This is a genomic window from Parabacteroides leei (assembly GCF_023369805.1).
GTDB classification, from domain to species: domain Bacteria; phylum Bacteroidota; class Bacteroidia; order Bacteroidales; family Tannerellaceae; genus Parabacteroides; species Parabacteroides leei.
The window spans coordinates 1-19,875 of sequence record NZ_JAMBQG010000001.1 but is presented as its reverse complement, the minus strand read 5'-3'; the positions used below and the strand labels follow the sequence as shown (position 1 = coordinate 19,875).

Annotated in this window: 16 protein-coding genes and 1 rRNA gene; 9 read left to right on the top strand and 8 right to left on the bottom strand. The window is 45.4% G+C overall.

The annotated features are described in order from the left end of the window. Positions 1 to 138: 138 nt before the first annotated feature. From M1P97_RS00090 to galE, 9 genes are all read left to right on the top strand, one after another. Entirely contained in the window at positions 139 to 1,680 is a 1,542-nt protein-coding gene (locus tag M1P97_RS00090; RefSeq protein ID WP_249388056.1) for a DUF3078 domain-containing protein, read from the top strand. Positions 1,681 to 1,780: 100 nt separating this feature from the next. Next, a complete protein-coding gene (locus M1P97_RS00085; protein ID WP_195375159.1) occupies positions 1,781 to 2,200 on the top strand; it encodes a SoxR reducing system RseC family protein in 420 nt (139 codons plus the stop codon). Positions 2,201 to 2,209: 9 nt separating this feature from the next. Further along, on the top strand, positions 2,210 to 3,157 hold the full coding sequence (locus M1P97_RS00080) for a Fe-S cluster domain-containing protein (protein WP_195375158.1): 948 nt from the start codon (positions 2,210 to 2,212) through the stop codon (positions 3,155 to 3,157). A 12-nt stretch (positions 3,158 to 3,169) separates the two neighbouring features. Next, positions 3,170 to 4,501 (top strand): electron transport complex subunit RsxC, encoded by a 1,332-nt coding sequence (rsxC, locus tag M1P97_RS00075; RefSeq protein ID WP_249388055.1) that lies wholly within the window; start codon positions 3,170 to 3,172, stop codon positions 4,499 to 4,501. 11 nt (positions 4,502 to 4,512) lie between these two features. Beyond that, entirely contained in the window at positions 4,513 to 5,472 is a 960-nt protein-coding gene (locus tag M1P97_RS00070; RefSeq protein WP_075558427.1) for an RnfABCDGE type electron transport complex subunit D, read from the top strand. A gap of 2 nt (positions 5,473 to 5,474) precedes the next feature. Then, on the top strand, positions 5,475 to 6,107 hold the full coding sequence (locus M1P97_RS00065) for an RnfABCDGE type electron transport complex subunit G (protein ID WP_195375156.1): 633 nt from the start codon (positions 5,475 to 5,477) through the stop codon (positions 6,105 to 6,107). Continuing rightward, positions 6,100 to 6,684: an RnfABCDGE type electron transport complex subunit E gene (locus M1P97_RS00060; RefSeq protein ID WP_195375155.1), complete on the top strand. Its 585-nt coding sequence runs from the start codon at positions 6,100 to 6,102 to the stop codon at positions 6,682 to 6,684. Before M1P97_RS00065 ends, M1P97_RS00060 begins: the two co-directional genes overlap by 8 nt. An 18-nt stretch (positions 6,685 to 6,702) precedes the next feature. Further along, positions 6,703 to 7,275: an electron transport complex subunit RsxA gene (gene rsxA, locus M1P97_RS00055; RefSeq protein ID WP_007657600.1), complete on the top strand. Its 573-nt coding sequence runs from the start codon at positions 6,703 to 6,705 to the stop codon at positions 7,273 to 7,275. A gap of 22 nt (positions 7,276 to 7,297) precedes the next feature. Continuing rightward, complete coding sequence (gene galE / locus M1P97_RS00050; protein ID WP_075558431.1) at positions 7,298 to 8,338, top strand: UDP-glucose 4-epimerase GalE; 1,041 nt, start codon at positions 7,298 to 7,300, stop codon at positions 8,336 to 8,338. An 83-nt stretch (positions 8,339 to 8,421) separates the two neighbouring features. Here galE and M1P97_RS00045 read toward each other — a convergent pair whose 3' ends face one another. From M1P97_RS00045 to rrf, 8 genes are all read right to left on the bottom strand, one after another. Continuing rightward, positions 8,422 to 9,051 (bottom strand): HAD family hydrolase, encoded by a 630-nt coding sequence (locus M1P97_RS00045; protein WP_195375154.1) that lies wholly within the window; start codon positions 9,049 to 9,051, stop codon positions 8,422 to 8,424. An 89-nt stretch (positions 9,052 to 9,140) separates the two neighbouring features. After that, entirely contained in the window at positions 9,141 to 9,791 is a 651-nt protein-coding gene (locus M1P97_RS00040) for an NAD(P)-dependent oxidoreductase (RefSeq protein WP_249388054.1), read from the bottom strand. A gap of 68 nt (positions 9,792 to 9,859) precedes the next feature. Further along, positions 9,860 to 10,678: a peptidylprolyl isomerase gene (locus M1P97_RS00035; RefSeq protein ID WP_249388053.1), complete on the bottom strand. Its 819-nt coding sequence runs from the start codon at positions 10,676 to 10,678 to the stop codon at positions 9,860 to 9,862. A 67-nt stretch (positions 10,679 to 10,745) separates the two neighbouring features. Next, complete coding sequence (locus M1P97_RS00030; protein WP_195375151.1) at positions 10,746 to 12,581, bottom strand: peptidase U32 family protein; 1,836 nt, start codon at positions 12,579 to 12,581, stop codon at positions 10,746 to 10,748. A 59-nt stretch (positions 12,582 to 12,640) separates the two neighbouring features. Beyond that, on the bottom strand, positions 12,641 to 13,573 hold the full coding sequence (metA, locus tag M1P97_RS00025) for a homoserine O-acetyltransferase MetA (RefSeq protein ID WP_195375150.1): 933 nt from the start codon (positions 13,571 to 13,573) through the stop codon (positions 12,641 to 12,643). Positions 13,574 to 13,750: 177 nt separating this feature from the next. Further along, entirely contained in the window at positions 13,751 to 18,283 is a 4,533-nt protein-coding gene (locus M1P97_RS00015; protein WP_317241997.1) for a multidrug efflux RND transporter permease subunit, read from the bottom strand. Then, positions 18,280 to 19,446, bottom strand: a complete 1,167-nt coding sequence (locus tag M1P97_RS00010) for an efflux RND transporter periplasmic adaptor subunit (protein WP_249388052.1) — start codon at positions 19,444 to 19,446, stop codon at positions 18,280 to 18,282. The genes M1P97_RS00015 and M1P97_RS00010 overlap by 4 nt, the downstream gene beginning before the upstream one ends. 325 nt (positions 19,447 to 19,771) lie before the next feature. Then, a 5S ribosomal RNA gene (gene rrf / locus M1P97_RS00005) occupies positions 19,772 to 19,875 on the bottom strand; the annotation flags it as partial.

Sequence of the window (19,875 nt, the reverse complement as noted above, 5' to 3'; positions counted from 1 at the left end):
ACATAACATTTTGTTTAACTACCCGTTATAAAAACAGATAAGTTAAGATTGTTATATCATGTAAAAGATTAGCACATCTCATACTTTTTATCTAATTTCGCACTCTAGATACTTAAAGAGTGTAAAATATAAGGTATTATGGTTATCAAGAGGTACTTCATTTTGTTTTCTATATTTACATCACTGGCAAGCCTGGCAGAAGCGCAGGAAAAGGTTGTTATTACCGGAACTAATGTCAATAATAATACAACACAACGTGACGCACCGGATACTATCCCCATGATTGAAATAGAAGATCCGGACCTGGACAATATCATAAGTCTGCGAGGACAGTTCGAAAAACAGAACCGGTCGTATTCCGCTCCGGTCGTACCCAATGAGAATCTACTTCGTTTCCTTAAAAAGGACGAAGTGGAAATATCTGATGAAGCCATGTACTGGGCCCGCTTGGTACGTGACGCCTCTACCATATTCGATAATAATATGACCTTTCGCGATACAGTGATCGTCAACCCGTTGTTCTTGCCGATCGTGTTTAAAGGCGAACTATTACCGAAGGATCTTACATTTTATAAAGAAAACTTCTGGGTAAAGAATGAACAGTTACCTTTACCGTTCACTCCCGATACTTTATTCAAGCAGGAAGAGTTGAAAAAGGAGATAGAAGACAAAGCATATAAATATGTACAATCGAACTATCCGGATTACTTCCGTTATTCGATGAGAGACCTACCTCAGGATAAAGTTATAGCCAAAGTAATCAAGAAAACCCATTACGAACCGGAACTAATCAAAATAGAAAGCGAAGCCGATTTCAGCGACGTAGATGCCCCGGTAAAATTCATTCCGGAAATACGCTACTGGACTTCTCATTTTGAAAGTGCTATTCAGTTTGCACAAAACTATATCTCCCCCAACTGGCATAAAGGAGGTGTAAGCACGCTGAACCTGACAAACCGTGAACTGTTTACATTTAATTATAATAAGGATAAAATAAAGTTTACGAACTCGCTCGAAATAAAGAATAACTTATATACAGCACCTAAAGACACATTACGTGACTATAAAGTCGGAGATGATGTGTTCCGTATTTATAGCAACTTAGGTTATAGAGCGTTCAATAAGTGGTACTATACACTGGATGTGGATTTCAAAACCCAGCTATTCAGCAGTTATGCAGAAAACCAGGATGTTAAGCTAGCCGGACTGCTCTCTCCTTTCAGTATCAATATCGGTCTCGGTATGAAATACGACCTAGATAAAACATTCGCGTCGTCAAAACATAAAAAAGTAACTTTAAGTGCCAACCTCGCACCTTTATCTTATACGTACGTACGTACATTAGATAAAGATATCGACTTGGGTCGTCATTTCCAGAAAAAAAAGGGTCAGGAAGAATTCCCGTACAAGCAAAGTTTATTCGGTTCTACCGTCAATGCAACTATGACATTTCAGTTTAGCCGGAATATCATCTGGTATTCCCGCCTGTATTATATGACAGACTACAAACGTATCCAGGGTGAATTTGAAAACCGACTGAATATGGCGATCAGCCGATTCTTCTCAACCATCATTTCACTTAACTTACGTTATGACGACGGAATCGCGAAAAACGAAGACTTCGACAGTTATTTACAGATCAATGAACTCTTGAGCTTTGGTTTTAATTACAAATGGTAAGTAAAGCTCAATTATTTCTGTAATAAACTTTGTTAATCGTGACATATTATCTAAATAATCCTTACTTTTGCCCTGGTTTTGCAATGTCGAGATTACAAACATGAGCGAAAGTATCAATCACAACGGTAGAATCGAAAAGATCGAAGGCGATACGATCTTTGTCAGGATCATTCAACAATCGGCCTGTTCCGGTTGCCACGCAAAGGGTATGTGCAGCGCATCCGACCAGAAAGAGAAAATCATTGAAGTGAACGATCCCAACGCCGGTAGATTCCACGTAAACGAAGAAGTTACGTTAAGCGGTCAGAGTTCACTCGGACTACAAGCGGTATTACTGGCCTTCATTCTTCCGTTGATCATTGTAGTCGCGGCCATTGTAGCAGGAAATTATTTGCAATGGAACGAAACAACCAGCGGGTTAACCGGTCTATTACTATTAGTTCCCTACTACTGCATACTATACTTTTTACGCGAAAAACTAAAAAGAAAATTCATATTTACCTTGAAAAAACTTAATTGATCAAATATCATGATTTTAATTGCCGTTATTTCATTAGGAGCCATTGGAGCCATCGGTGCAGTATTCCTCTACGCCGCCTCCAAGAAGTTCGAAGTATACGAAGATCCTCGTATCGCACAAGTTCAGGAAGCACTTCCCGGAGCCAACTGCGGAGGTTGCGGATATCCTGGTTGTGGTGGCTTTGCTGCTGCCTGCGTAAAAGCCGATTCGCTGGAAGGACTTTTGTGTCCGGTCGGTGGAGCCGAAACAATGGGAAAAGTCGCCTCCATCCTTGGTATGGAAGCTACAGCAGCCGAACCGATGGTAGCCGTTGTCCGTTGCAACGGAACCTGTGAAGCCCGTCCGCGTACCAACCGTTATGATGGCGTACAAAGTTGTACCATTGCATCTTCCCTGTATGGTGGCGAAACAAACTGTACATTTGGTTGCCTGGGCTTTGGTGATTGTGTGACAGTTTGTGCTTTCGATGCGATCCACATCAATCCGACTACCGGACTACCGGAAGTGGTAGAGGACAAATGTACTTCCTGCGGTGCCTGTGTCAAGGCTTGTCCGAAAAATATCATCGAACTACGCAAGAAAGGGCCGAAATCACGCCGTATTTTCGTAAGCTGTGTGAATAAAGACAAGGGAGGCGTTGCCAAGAAAGCTTGTGCCAATGCATGTATCGGTTGTGGTAAATGTGTGAAAGAATGTCCGTTCGAGGCAATCACACTTGAAAACAATGTGGCTTACATCGACTACCGCAAATGCCGCCTGTGCCGCAAATGTGTAGCCGTATGTCCTACCGGAGCCATTCATGAACTGAACTTCCCGCCCCGTAAAGAAGCTACCCCGGCTGTGGACGCCGACAAAGTAAAGCCTGTAACGCCCAAAGCAGCACCGGCACCGAAAGCCGAAGCTACGCCAGCAACAGCGCCCGAAACAAAAACAACAGAAGAAACAACTCAAAAATAAAAATCTAATAGTATGCTAAGGACATTTCGAATCGGCGGTATACATCCACCCGAAAATAAATTGTCTGCCGGAAAGAAAATCACCGGACTGGCTATACCCAAGCAGGTCATTATACCATTGAGCCAGCATATCGGAGCTCCAGCCCAGGCTGTGGTAAAGAAAGGTGACCAGGTCAAGGTAGGTACGCTCCTGGCGAAAGCCGGAGGTTTTGTATCGGCAAATATCCACTCGTCGGTATCCGGTAAAGTAAACAAAATAGACAATGCTCTCGACGCTAGCGGATACAAACGTCCCGCTATCTATATTGATGTGGAAGGTGACGAATGGGAAGAATCCATCGATCGCAGCGAGGCACTCGTAAAAGAATGCCCGCTACCATCCAAAGAGATTGTTGACAAAATTGCTGCCGCCGGCATCGTTGGTCTGGGAGGTGCAACTTTCCCGACACAGGTCAAACTAATGCCCCCTCCCGGAAGCAAAGCAGAAATCATTATCATCAATGCCGTCGAATGCGAGCCTTATCTGACTTCCGACCACTCATTGATGATGGAAAAAGCAGAGCAGATTCTGGTTGGTGTTACACTGCTGATGAAAGCCGTAAACGTAACAAAGGCTGTGATCGGTATCGAAAACAACAAACCCGATGCCATCGCTCATTTAGGTAAACTCGCTGCCGCCTATAAAGGAATCGAGATCATGCCGCTGAAAGTACAATATCCGCAGGGAGGTGAAAAGCAGCTGATCGATGCTGTGATCCGCCGACAGGTAAAGAGCGGGGCACTCCCCATCTCTGCCGGGGCAGTTGTACAGAACGTCGGTACAGCTTATGCGGTATATGAAGCGGTGATGAAAAACAAACCGTTATTCGAACGTGTCGTAACTGTCACAGGTAAGGCGGTTGCCAATCCATCCAACTTCCTGGTTCGTATGGGCACACCGATCAGTGCACTGATTGAAGCGGCCGGCGGTATCCCTGAAAACACAGGTAAAGTGATCGGTGGCGGTCCGATGATGGGTAAAGCACTGATCAGCCCGGAAGTACCGGTTACCAAAGGTAGTTCAGGAGTACTGTTGTTGACTAAGGAGGAATCCGTACGCAAGCCGGTATATGATTGCATCCGCTGTGCCAAATGCGTAAATGTTTGTCCGATGGGCCTCAACCCTACCCTGCTGATGAATGCAACAGAATTCACCGAATGGGATCTGGCAGAAAAGAATTATATAACCGACTGTATCGAGTGCGGTTCTTGTAGTTATACTTGTCCGGCCAACCGTCCGTTACTGGATTATATCCGTTCAGGTAAAGGAAAAGTAATGGGTATTATACGGGCACGAAAGTCATAATAAAGAGCAATATGGAAAATAATTTAATAGTATCTCCTTCGCCCCATATCCACGGCGGCGACAGCATAAGTAAAAATATGTATGGTGTACTGATTGCCCTTGTTCCGGCTTTCCTGGTATCCCTCTACTATTTTGGACTGGGTGCATTGATCGTTACTGCAACATCAGTTATAGCCTGTGTCCTTTTTGAATATCTGATCCAGAAGTTCCTGATGAAAAAGGAACCGACCGTATGCGACGGTTCAGCTATCCTGACCGGTGTCTTGCTCGCATTCAACTTACCCTCCAACCTGCCCGTATGGATCATCCTGATCGGTGCGCTGGCTGCGATCGGTATCGGTAAGATGTCGTTCGGCGGATTAGGAAACAACATCTTCAACCCGGCATTGGTCGGTCGTGTATTCCTGTTGATCTCTTTCCCGGCACAAATGACAACCTGGCCGGAAGTTGGTCAGTTGACAGCTTATACAGACGCTACAACGGGTGCAACCGTCTTGTCATTAATGAACGAAGGTGCTTTAGACAAGTTACCTACACTCGTCGATATGCTGCTCGGTAAAATGGGCGGTAGCCTCGGTGAGGTAAGTGCATTGGCATTGCTTCTGGGACTATGCTATATGTTATGGAAAAAGATCATTACCTGGCAGATTCCTGTTTCCATCCTGGTTACGGTATTTGTATTTACAGGTATTATGCATCTGGTCAATCCGGTTCAATACGCAAGCCCGTTCGTTCACCTGCTGTCGGGAGGTTTGATGTTGGGAGCTATCTTTATGGCGACTGACTATGTGACTTCCCCGATGAGCAAGAACGGAATGCTGGTGTATGGTGTCGGTATCGGTATCCTGACCACAGTGATCCGCTTGTTCGGTTCTTATCCGGAAGGTATGTCGTTTGCTATTCTTATTATGAATGCATTTACCCCGCTGATCAACAGTTATATCAAACCTAAACATTTTGGAGGGAAATAAGCATGGCAAAACTAAAATCAACATTACCCAATATGCTTTTGTCGCTTACCATCATTTGTGTGGCGGCCGGAGCGATATTAGCCGGAGTGAACATGTACACCACCGGTCCGATTGCCGCCTCCAAAGCGGCTGCGCTGGAAACGGCTATCAAAGCTGTTACCCCTGAGTTCGACAACAAACCGTCGGAAGATGCCTATATGGCCGTTACAGCCGAAGGCGACTCACTGAAGATCTATCCGGCTACCAAAGGCGGTGAATTCGTAGGTGCTGCCGTTGAAAGTAACACCAAGAAAGGATTTAGCGGCGAGATCAAAGTGATCGTCGGATTCGATAAAACCGGTAAACTGTTAAACTATTCAGTATTGCAACATGCGGAAACTCCGGGACTCGGAGCCAAGATGCAGGAATGGTTCAGTACGGATAAGAACAAACAAAGTGTGCTGGGACGCAATCTGGCAGACGGAGGCTTGAAAGTAACCAAGGACGGTGGCGACGTAGATGCTATCACAGCAGCAACCATCACCAGCCGTGCATTCCTGGACGCAGTGAACCGCGCTTACAGCGCATTCGCCGGTACCGATGGAGTAACAGGTGCAACCGCTAACACTAAAGAGGGAGGAAACGACAATGAATAATATGAAAGTATTGATGAACGGTATCATCAAAGAAAACCCGACATTTGTATTGTTGCTGGGTATGTGTCCTACTTTGGGTACGACCTCTTCAGCACTGAACGGTATGAGTATGGGACTAGCTACCATGTTCGTTCTGATCTGTTCAAACATGGTTATTTCAGCTTTAAAGAACCTGATCCCCGATATGGTACGTATCCCGGCTTTCATCGTCGTGATCGCAACATTCGTAACGGTGGTACAAATGTGTATGGAAGCTTTCGTTCCGGCATTGTATGCCAGTCTCGGCTTGTTCATTCCATTGATCGTTGTAAACTGTATCGTACTGGGACGTGCAGAAGCTTTCGCTGCTAAAAACGGTGTAATATCTTCTGCTTTCGACGGATTAGGAATGGGATTAGGTTTCACCCTTGCACTTACTTTGCTGGGAGCCGTTCGTGAACTGTTGGGAACCGGTAAACTATTCAGTATAACTTTGATGCCGGAACAGTATGGTTCACTGATCTTCGTTCTGGCTCCGGGTGCCTTCATCGCATTAGGTTACCTGATTGCTATTGTAAACAAATTGCGTAAAGCCTGATATTAAAAAACGAAAGATATGGAATATATACTAATATTTATCGCAGCCGTATTCGTTAATAACGTTGTATTAGCGCAGTTCCTCGGAATCTGTCCTTTCCTGGGCGTTTCCAAAAAGGTAGAAACAGCAGCAGGTATGGGTGCAGCAGTAACATTCGTGCTTACTATCGCAACTATCGTCACCTTCCTTGTCCAGAAATATATCCTGGATAAGTTCGGATTAGGCTTTATGCAGACGATCAGCTTTATCCTGATCATCGCAGCTTTGGTTCAGATGGTGGAAATTATTCTCAAAAAAGTTTCACCGGCCCTCTACCAAGCACTCGGCGTGTTTCTTCCGTTGATTACCACCAACTGTTGTATCCTGGGTGTCGCTATCCTCGTAATACAAAAAGAGTATAATTTATTGGAATCTGTTGTATATGCAATATCAACAGCTATTGGATTTGCGCTAGCTTTAGTTATCTTTGCAGGGATTAGAGAACAGTTGGCTTTGACCCGCGTTCCCGAAGGTATGAAAGGTACCCCTATTGCGCTCATTACAGCCGGTTTACTGGCTATGGCGTTTATGGGATTCTCTGGAATCGTATAATTTAATCTAAATAGAGACTAGCATGAAAAAGAAAATCTTAGTAGCAGGTGGAACCGGATACATTGGCTCTCACACTACAGTTGAGTTGCAGAATGCAGGTTATGATGTGGTAATCATCGACGACCTGTCAAACTCCAATATCGAGGTATTGGATGGCATCGAAAAGATCACCGGTATCCGCCCTGAATTCATCAAGCTGGATTTAAAAGATAAAGAAGGAACCCGCGAAGCCTTGAAGGCTCACCCGGGTATCAACGGTATCATCCTGTTCGCTGCCAGCAAAGCAGTCGGCGAATCTGTTCAACAACCGTTGAAATACTATCGCAACAACGTTGTTACGCTGGTCAACCTGTTGGAACTGATGCCCGAATTCAATATCGAAGGCATTGTGTTCTCTTCTTCCTGTACCGTTTACGGACAGCCGGATCCTGAAAACCTGCCTGTAACAGAAGATGCACCGATCAAACCGGCTACTTCTCCTTACGGTAATACAAAACAGATCAACGAAGAAATCATCCGCGATACAATTCACGCAAACGCTCCGTTCAAGAGCATTATCCTGCGTTACTTCAACCCGATCGGTGCTCATCCGAGTGCAGAAATCGGCGAATTACCTAACGGTGTTCCTCAGAACCTGATCCCGTATCTGACTCAGACTGCTATGGGTATCCGTAAGGAACTAAGTGTATTCGGTGACGATTACGATACTCCTGACGGTTCTTGTATCCGCGATTATATCAACGTTGTCGACCTGGCCAAAGCACACGTGATCGCTATGGATCGTATGCTGGGCGGTAAAACAGATGCAAATGTTGAATATTTCAACCTGGGAACCGGAAACGGTGTAACCGTATTGGAACTGATCAACACATTCGAAAAAGCTACCGGCGTAAAAGTTCCTCACAAGATCGTAGGCCGTCGCGAAGGTGATATCGAAAAGGTGTGGGCTAATCCGGAACGTGCTAACAAAGTATTGGGTTGGACTGCAAAAGAAACATTGGCTGATACATTGGCTTCTGCCTGGAAATGGCAGGAAAGACTGCGCGAACGCGGTATCCAATAAATAGCCGTTTAAATATATAAAAAGCAGGCAGAAGCATTACTGTTTCTGCCTGCTTTTTTGTATTCCTTATATTCTCCAGGAAATTACTGATTCAATATCTTATCGACTGCCTCACGCCAGTCCTCTCCATTCGCAGGTTGATAGGTTTGAAAACCAAGACTACGGCCTACCTCCACGTTACTCTTCGCATCATCGACGAAAAGGGTTTCGGATGGGATAAGACCGCTATCTGCGATCATATAATCAAAGATTTTTCGATCAGGCTTAGTCACGCCCACCTCATAGGAAGTATACATCTTATCAAAATAATCCCCGATGGGACGTCCGGCAGCACTGAACTGATCGGTGCGTGCCCAACCTTCCTGAATGATCGGATTCGTATTACTTAAAAGATAAACATTGTAATGTTCGCGGAGTTTCAACAGATGGTCGAGCTTGTATTGAGGAACATCGACAATAAAACCTAACCAGGCATGTTTTATTTCTTCATAAGACAAATCTTTTCCTGTGTGTTCACGCAATTTTTGGCAATACTCGTCGGCTGTGATCATTCCGTTCTCTACTTCCAGAAAAATACCTTTTTGCTCATAGGGATCAAGCAGTTGCGCTGCATCCACTACACCGATCTCTTCAAAACGACGGACTGCCTGATCATGGCTCAGATCGATCAGGACTCCTCCCAAATCGAATACAATGTTTTTAATCTTTGTCATAATTATGCTTTTTTACTTCTATCTTGTCTTTACTGCCTAGCAAAGATAATAATAATAAGTGTAAAACAACTACCATCAAAGCACTAACCTTAATACCCAAGGGTAAACCGTTCTTTATGGTGTTTCTCCTGTTCGAGTTCGTCGATCATAGCTACGGCATAATCTTCGACGGAGATAGCACTCTCGCCACTTTCGTCGACGATCAATTCATCTTTGCCCAAACGGAATTTCCCAGTACGCTGACCAGGCGCCATATTCGCCGCAGGACTCAGGAACACCCAATCAACCGACTTTTCGGGAATCAACAGGTCTGTATAGACTTTAGCCAGGCTTCGTATACCTGGTAAAAGCTTTTGAGGAACATCCGGTTCATCCATCAATAGACGGCCCGGAGCGACCAGCAGACTTCCTGCACCGCCCACCATCAGAAAGCGGTGAACACCCGAGTTACGCACGGCACAAAGGATGGATCCATACCCTTTTAATGTTTCATCATATATATCCGGATTCGACCAACCGGGATTGAAGGCACTGATCACAGCATCAGACTTAGCCAATTCACGGGATAGAAAATCGGTATCGGTAACATCGCCCCCGACAACTGTCAGTTTCGGATTTACGATTGTCAGTTTCGATGGATTCCGTACGATTGCTTTTACCTGATGCCCTCTCCCTAATGCTTCTTTCAAAATGGCAGAACCTACATAGCCGGTTGCACCTATGATTACTATTTTCTTCATGACTATATGTATGTTTGATTACTTTATATAGAACAACATACAATAGGCTTCTTGTTTTGTGAAATACCCTATTTCTGGAATACCTTGGTCGATTTGATCATAACGTCATGTACGGGACGGTCATTCTTATCGGTTTTCACCAGTGACATTTTCTCTACAATATCGAAACCATCAACCACTTCTCCAAAGATCGTCACCGAACTATCCAGATGGGGAACACCTCCTACCGTCTTATACACCTCCCGTTGTTCGGTCGGAATAACGTACGGTCCCAGTTCAGCCAAAGTATCTTCCACCATGATCAAAGCACGGTTGGTCAGTTCCGTTTCCATCGACTCGACAGCCAGCGAGGGATCTTCTTTCTTCAGTTGATCCATGAATTTATAGTATAGCCAATTGCGGCGGATTTCATTAATGCGTGCTTCTTTCTGATCCAGTTCGGCATCACTCAGCACTTTTCCCTGTACAAAGCAGAATTGAGTACCGGCAGAAGCACGTTCGGGATTCACATCATCTCCTTCTTTAGCATCGATCAAGGCACCGCGTTTGTTGAAATGGTTCGGGAGTATCTCGGCCGGAACGGTATAACCTCCGTCACCATCGCCATATAATACGCCGGGTTCGTGGGCTTTACTGGTAGGATCGCCGCCCTGCACAACAAAGTCTTTGATAATGCGATGGAACAACATTCCTTCATATTCGCCGGATTGGCACAGTTTGATAAAGTTATCCCGATGCAGCGGCGTATCGTCATACAACATAACGGTTACATCACCCATCGTTGTCTTTACTGTCACATAGACGGGTTTAGAGGGATCGAGAGGTTTATCTGCACAAGATACAAGAGTAAACAAGATAAGTACAAAGGCTAATAGATGTCGTTTCATAATTAGTAGATGTTATATTATAGTTTAAAGTGAATCATTGTTTATAACAACAAGTAGCATATTTTCCTTATTCTTCCGCTTTATACACCAACATCTGGCACCGCTTGCAATCGAACTGCAGGCGGAGCCGGGTGTCTTTATATAGAAGATAGTACGGTTCCTTATACGGAGATTTCTGTTTTTGATAAGTCGGACACCATCCCATACTATACCGCAGGCAATGTTTGGTAAACATCAATGGAACATCCTTTTCAGGCTTCAATTCGAATGCTTCGGCAACACTCTCTACTCCATGTGCCTTGTAAAAAGCAGTTGCCCGGCTGTTCGACACATTTCCCAGATAAGTTAATTGCCTTTCAGGGAACGGAATCTCTTTGGCCGGCTCCACCTTACGTGCCAGTTCCCGCCGATAGCGGATAGCACGGTCGGCCTGCAACTTCTCCACTGCTTTACGACGCATATCCGCCAACAAAGAGGAAGGAACGAACCAGTTTTCACTCATCTGTACGACAACCTCCGAGGCTTCGAACGGTGTATTACCCAATTTAGAAAGCTGGGTACGGATATTGTCTGACTGGTCACGACGGGCTAATTCTTTAGTAAATGGTTCAGTAAGCATTACCCGTGCACCTGTTTCATCTTCCATCACTAAGGTAAAGCCGAAAGCGTTATCCAAAAACTCTATCTTTACGGAAAGCTTACGCTCGGCAGACGGTTTTGCCAACTGCTTTTCAAATACCTGATCGAAATTACGATAAAGAGGTGTCTTCGGCTTTATGTCCGGCATGTCCAGCGGAAAGACACGATTTGCTTCGACCCTGTTCACGCGGAATCCTTCCAGTTCGCCCCGGTTATTGAAGAAAACCAGACCATCCCCGTTATTGAGTTGCTTCACACCGGCAACAGTAAACGAGTTCCCTTTCAATTCCTTGACGGTTCCGACAGGTTCACCCAATGACTTCGGCGTATTGAAGGCTGTTATATCGTTTGTACGTTCATGCAAAAAGAAAGGGGTAAATCCGCGGTTGAAGCTTTTTTCTGCTACCGGCTCAAAGTCATACGTACTTTTACCGGCAGATGCACGGCTGTACTCAGAACGTCGCGACAAGATAGTATCCAGCTTCTTACGATAATAAGCAGTTATATTTTTGACATAAGTGACGTCTTTCAATCGCCCCTCTATTTTAAGGGAAGAGACTCCGGCATCCAGCAACGCTTCCAACTGCTCGGAGCGGTTCATATCTTTGAGCGACAATAAATGTTTATCGTGTACGATCTCTGTCCCGTTCGCATCCACCATCGAATAGGGCAAACGGCAATATTGTGCACATTCTCCCCTGTTGGCACTTCGCCCACTAAGTGCTGCACTCAAGTAACATTGCCCGCTATAACTGACACATAAAGCACCATGTACAAAGACTTCCAACGGAACAGTCGTCTGTTCGGAAATCTGACGGATCTCGTTCAGCGACAATTCACGGGCCAGAACGACCTGGGTAAAACCGGCAGCTTCCAGGAATTTCACCTTTTCCAGTGTCCGGTTATCAGTCTGTGTACTTGCATGCAGAGGGATGGGGGGCAAGTTCAGACGGGTAATTCCCATATCCTGCACGATCAAAGCATCAGCTCCAACCTGATAAAGTTGCCAGATCAGTTGTTCCGCTTCCTGTAATTCGTCTTCCCGAAGTATCGTGTTTAAAGCCACATAGATACGAACATTATATAGATGAGCATAATCGCAAAGGGTACGAATATCGTCCAATGAATTTCCGGCAGCAGCACGCGCACCAAATTTTGGAGCACCGATATACACGGCATCGGCACCATGATTGATAGCTTCGATGCCGCATGTTAAATCCTTTGCCGGAGCCAGGAGTTCTATACGACGAGGTTTGATTGACATATATTGTTATTGGTTGTTATTTGATTGGTGCGACCGTAGGGGCGGTTCGCGAACCGCCCTTACAGGCTGCCCAGATTCTTGATATCTTCGATATTGAATGGGGTTTCCTGATAAACGTAATAATTCAGCCAGTTCGTAAAGAGCAGGTTGGCATGGCCACGCCAACGGACAACCGGGCCCTGGGCCGGATCATTATTACGATAATAGTTGTGAGGTACCGAAATAGGAAGACCCTTATTCAAGTCGCGGATATATTCATCGCTCAATGTATAAGGCGAATATTCCGAATGTCCGGTGATATAAAATTCACGCCCTCCACGCGACATTGCCATGTAAACACCCGACTCTTCACTTTCGGAAAGCAACGTCAGCTCCGGCACCTTACGGATATCTTCACGGCGGATCTCCGTATGACGACTGTGAGGTACATAAAACTCATCATCGAATCCACGGAATATCTGTAAAGAAGGCTCCCGCAACGTATGACGGAAAACACCGAACATCTTCGCCGGCAAATCATATTTGGGTACACCATAGAAATGATACAACCCTGCCTGTGCCGCCCAGCATATATATAATGTAGAAGTCACATGCGTACGTGCCCAGTCGAAGATCGTAGTCACTTCCTCCCAGTAACTCACTTCCTCAAAAGGCATCTGCTCTACCGGCGCACCGGTAATGATCATGCCGTCGTAATAATCTTTCCCTATTTCGTCGAAGTCCTTATAAAACTCCTGCATGTGTTCGATCGGAGTATTCTTTGGAGTATGGCCCTTTATTTTCATAAAGTCAAGCTCAACCTGCAAAGGTGTATTACTCAACAGACGGATCAGATCGGTCTCCGTCGTTATCTTCAACGGCATCAGGTTTAATACCACCACACGTAGAGGGCGGATATCCTGTTCCGAAGCCCGTAAGGAATCCATCACAAAGATGTGTTCCTTTTTAAGAAGCTCAATAGCGGGTAAATTCTTTTGTAAATTTAATGGCATCGCGATTCCTGTCTTTATTGTTTTTAGAAATACAAAGATAGGAATAAGTTGAGAGTTGACGTTTATACAACAGTAAATAATATGCCAATAGGGCAACGGGGCAATCAAAACGATCGTTTTCGATACCACCAGGGTCCCGGCCGGTTGCAAAACGATCGTTTCCCGGACAAACAGGCCTTAGTGCATATCCTCCGAAGAAATTGTATATCCTCCACCCAAAGCCTTATAGAGATAAACTACCGCCAGCAGTTCATTCAATACGGCATTATTCAAGCTGATCTGGGCATCCAGATATCCACGCTGTGCATCCAATACGTCGATATAATTGGTTACTCCATTGATATATTGCAGTTCTGCCAGCTTAACGTATTTAGCAGACGCAGACTCCAACCGCTCCTGAGAGAAGCGAATCTCTTTTGCTTTGCGGATCGTGACAATAGCATCGTTCACCTCTTTAAAGGCACCGATCACACTCTTCTGATAACTGTAAACTTCCTGTTCGTAACGGGCTTTCGAGACTTTCAGCTTTGCCTTGTTCTTTCCCATTGCAAAAAGCGGTTGAAGCAGGTCGCCCGCCAGGAACCAGGCCGGACTCTTCAACAGGTCGCCTAATTCTTCACTTTCAAGACCAAAGTTACCTGTCAGACTGATTTTCGGGAACAGGTCGGTATAGGCAACTCCTACCTTGGCATTGGCTTCACGCAGTTTCAATTCGGCCTGCCGCATATCGGGACGACGCTCCAACAAAGCAGAGGGTAATCCTACCGGCAATGCATCGGGCAGACGTTGTTGGCCGAGAGACAATCCACGGGGTATATAGCCGGGATATTCTCCCAACAAAAGGGAAATATCGTTTTCTTTTATCCTGACCTGACGTTCCAGCGAGGGGACAAGCGTTTCTGTACGGGCCAACTCTACCAATGCCTGGTTATAAGATGTTTCAGATGTCAGACCACCTTCAAAGCGAAGTTTCGCCAAACGAACTCCTTCATGGCGGGCCTCCAACGTCTGACGAACAATATTCAACTGCCGGTCGAGAGCACACAATTCATAATAAGCAGCGGCCACTTCCGCCACTAAAGTCAGTTGGAGGCTACGCCGGGCCTCTACCGATTGCAGGTAGGCTGCAATACCGGCTTCATTCGCCCAACGCAGGTTTCCCCATAAGTCGAGTTCCCATGAGAGGGTCAGCTTCGCCCCATATTCCGGATCGGGTTTCGGATTATCACCGCCATAGTTCAAACGCTCCTTCTGTCCGTAAATACGCGCTCCGATTTCAGGGAACTGTTCGGCAAAAGTGATGCGTTTGGCTGCCATCATCTCTTTGATCCTGGCTGCTGCGATCTTCATATCTTTATTATTTTCCAAGGCTGTTGTTATCAACCGCTGCAAAGTTGTATCGGCATACAGACTTTCCCAGGGAATGTTCTCTACGGAAAGAGTATCCGATTCTCCTTCGAACCGAACCGGAAGATTCAAGTCCGGACGGGCATACTTCTCTCCCAACTTACAGGAAGAAAGCGAAACCAACGCAACCGTCGCAACCGCAATAAAAAGGAACAGCTTTCTCTTTCGGAAAAATTTCTCTTTCGGGAGAAACTGGCTGACACGCTCCATTCTCAATACCTTTTTTACCTTATAGATAAAAACAAAGAAGAACGGTACCAGCACAATCCCCACGGTTATAACCACCAGCATACCAAAGAACACTCCGGTTCCGAGACTATGACGGGAAGCGGAACCCGGTCCGCTGGCCAATACCATTGGAAGCATTCCCAATACAAAAGCCAGGGAAGTCATCAAAATGGGACGGAAACGCATCTGGGCTGCATGAATGGCCGCTTTGATGACATCGACACCTGCATCCACCTGCACCTTGGCAAACTCTACGATCAGGATCGCATTCTTTGCCGCCAGACCTATCAGGGTAACAAGCCCGATCTGGAAATAGATATCGTTATGCAGTCCGGTAGCCCAAATCCCCAGATAAGCTCCCAAGGCAGCAACCGGCAACGACAACAATACAGCAATCGGTACAATCCAACTTTCATACTGTGCAGCCAGGAAAAGGAAAACGAACAGGAATACAAGTGCAAGCACCATACCGGTCTGTCCTCCGGCTTTCTTTTCCTGATAAGACAATCCACTCCATTCCACACCGATATTATCCGGCAGATGTTCGCGGGCGATCTGTTGCATAGCTGCCATCGCTTCTCCGGAACTGTATCCGGGTGCAGCCACGGCACTGATCGCAGCCGTAGAGAACATATTGAACTTCTTGATCGTACCGGGCCCGGTTGTATAACTTGTCGTACCTAACGCGGTCAAAGGAACCATCGAACCATTCTGTGCTCTTACAAAGAATAATCCCAGACTTTCCGGAGTCGCACGGTAAGGTGCTTCCGCCTGAATATAGACCTTATATATACGATTGAACATATTGAAGTCATTCACATATACCGATCCCAGATAAGCTTTCATCGTCGAAAAGATATCGGTCAGCGGAATACCCAGGAACTTAGCGCGGTCGCGATCCACATCAAAATATAACTGAGGGATCTGCGGTTGCAAAGCCGAAGACACACCGGTCAGTTCCGGAGCTTTCGATGCATACAGCATAAAAGTATCGGTTGCACTTACCAGATTTTCCCAACTGGCTTCTCCACGAGCTTCCAGCTGCATTTCCAAGCCTCCGCTTTCTCCCAGTCCGGGAATAACAGGCGGACGGTTCAGATAAGCTAATATCTCCGGATAATATTCAAATTCCTTACGGGCAACTTCCATTACATTTTCGACTCCCATACCGGAAGACTTACGCTCTTCCCAGGGTTTCAGGATAACGGTAAGGGTAGAACGGCTTTGTGACGTTCCCACACGGGTACTGCTACCGGTTACGTTTTGCACATAGGCCACAGCCGGTTGTTTCTCCAAAAACTCGATAGCACGGTCGGTCACCTTACGGGTACGTTCAAGGGTTGCTCCTTCGGGCATTACCAATTCCACTGTAAAAAAACCCTGGTCTTCCTCAGGTATAAAACTGGTCGGAATGAAACGGTTCAGTACAAAGATGAAAACAAGTACCATACCGAAGCCTGCCAGTATCCGTTTGGGATTCCCGATAGCCTTCGACAATAAATGGATATATTTATTATTTCCTTTATGTAACCAGATATTGATTTTACGGAACACGAAGTTCTTCTTTCCGATTGTCGGACGTAGGATCAAGGCACACATGGCAGGGCTCAATGTCAAAGCGACTACCGTTGAGAGTAATACTGAAACGACAATCGTTATAGAGAACTGGCGATATAACGCACCGGTAATCCCGCTCAGGAAACTTACAGGGACGAATACGGCAGCCAGTACCATTGAAGTTGCAATCAAGGCGCCGGTCAACTCATGCATTGCCTTATGGGTAGCTTCGCGGGGTGTCAGTTTTTCCTCATGCATTACGCGCTCCACATTTTCCACAACTACAATGGCATCATCCACCACAATACCGATAGCCAGGATCAATCCCAACAAGGTCAGCATATTCAATGAGAATCCCATGATCAACATGAACCCGAATGTACCGATCAAAGAAATAGGTACGGCAATAGTCGGGATCAAAGCGGCTCGCCAGTTCTGCAATGACAGGAACACAACCAATACAACCAGGAACAAAGCTTCAAACAATGTCTTATAAACTTCATGGATAGATTGTGAAATATATTCCGTCATATCAAACGGGAATTTATATTCCAGCCCTTCCGGGAAGTTCTGGCTGATCTCTTTCATCGCTTCCTTCACGTTCGCAGCGACTTCCAGCGCATTAGCTCCCGGCAACATATAAATGCCGAGGATAGCAGCATTCTCTCCATTTATTCCACTTTCGGTAGAATAGGAAGAGGCTTCCAATGAGATACGGGCAACATCACGCAAACGGACGATAGAACCGTCCTGGTTAGCACGAACGACAATATCCTCAAACTCCTTCACCGTCGAAAGACGGCCACGGGCCGTAATAGGTATAGTGACATCGACATCGATAACGGGTTGTTTTCCTAACTCACCGGCTGCCGATTCGCTGTTTTGTTCTTTCAAGGCATTCTGGATATCTTTCACCGTCAATCCCATATTGGCTAGACGATCGGGATATACCCATATCTGCATACCATAATAACGGCTACCGATATTCGACACACGTCCCACTCCCGGAATGCGGCGAAGAACATCAAGCACATTGATCGTAGCAAAGTTACTCAGGTAGATTTCGTCAAAGCGAGGATCATCCGAACTCAAACTTAATGTCATCAACTGACTGGCGGATTGCTTCTCCACCGTGATACCGTTTTGTACGACATCGGACGGAAGACGCGACTCCGCCAGTTTCACACGATTCTGTATTTCTACGGCAGCCAGGTCAGCATCTGCTGACACATCGAAAGTGACCGTAATAGTCAAACCACCGGAATTACTACTGCTACTCTGCATATAGATCATACCCGGAGTACCGTTCAATTCCTGTTCGATCGGTGTAGCGACAGCCTGCGACACCGTTAAGGCACTGGCACCCGGATAAGAGGCACTAATCTTCACAACCGGTGGCGTGATCTGCGGATACTGATCCACCGGCAACAACATCAATCCGATAATCCCGACTATAACAATTAATAAAGAAAGTACAGTCGAGAATACGGGACGATCTATAAAAAATCCCGGTTTCATTCTCCTGCCTCCTCTCTATATGCTTCGACTGCTTTATCATCACCAACCTGAACCGGACGAACCAACATACCGGGAACTAACTTATGATAACCTTCTACAACGACGGATTCATTTTCACCAAGACCACGCTCGATAACAATATTATTTCCTATTTCCGGCCCTGTCTGTACAAAACGTTTCTCCGCTACATTGTCACGACGGATAATATAAATAAAGACACCGCCCTGTTCAATAGAGATAGCTTTCCGGGGAACAACGATTGCACGTTCACGCACATCTAATAATAGTTTTACACGGGTAAACTGTCCAGGAAGTAATTTCTGATTCGGATTAGCTAATTCTGCACGTACACCGAAAGTTCCTGTTTGTGGATCAACGATCGGATCGGCGAAATCAACAATTCCTTTTACCGGATATTCAGAATTATCGGCAAGGGTTACAGTGACGGTCGGTTGCCAGGAACGGGTTGTATCCTGCTCACCAAATTTAATATTACGACGCTCAGCACGCAAATAATCCAGTGCTGTCATTTTAAAGTCAACCAATACCGTATCGCTTTTTACAACAGCAGCCAGTTTTGAATTAACACCGGGCCCCACCAAGGCACCGACATCGACAAAACGTTCACTGATATATCCGGCGATCGGGGAAGTTACAGTTGTATAACCGAGTTCCAGTTGTGCCTGATCGAGGTCAGCTCTACTCATTGCTATATTAGCTTCTGAATCATCCAGGGAAGCCAATGCGTTATCGAGATCCAACTGACTGGCGGCATGTTGTTCATACAAGGGCTGCAAACGTTCCACATCTCTTTTGGCTTTTGCCGCCTGTGCTTCATTCTTCTTCAACTGTGCTCTTGCTTTTTCTACACGTGCCTTATAAAGTGCAGAATTGATTATAAACAGAGGCTCGTTCTGCTTAACTTGTTTACCTTCTACGAATAACATCTTTTCGAGGTAACCTTCCACACGGGCATGTATCTCTACATAACTCGCAGCACGGATACGTCCTACGTATTCACCAAATATTTGCACATCTTCTTTCTGAGGCTTGTCTACAATGACAAGGGGACGCAACGGTTCTTCTTTTTTACGACAACCTGTTGCCAGCATTAAAAGGGCGACTAATACGATACTTCCTTTTACTAATCTTTCTCCTACCATTACTAATATCTATAAATGACATTTAAATTTTCTATTGTTCTATCTCTCTATTGTAAGAATGAAATAATCGTACCATTGTTCAATACGATCTGTTAAAAAACGCTATACTATTAAATATTAACGACATAAACCTATTGCATGATAGAACTGCATCTTTGATAAAGAATACTTTCGTAGAATTATTCCACAAATAGTTGTTGCTAAGTCCACATAATTAATATAAATCAAAAACAAATAATGTATTTGTGGATAGTCATAAAACCAGAAAAGGAGTCAGTTCTTACGAACTAACTCCTTTCTACCATTCAGTCTTTCGACCTGACAAAAACGGCGGTTATCTACTCTCCCACTTTTACGCAGTACCATCGACGTGGTTGGGCTTAACTTCTCTGTTCGGAATGGGAAGAGGTGGATCCCCAACGCTATAAC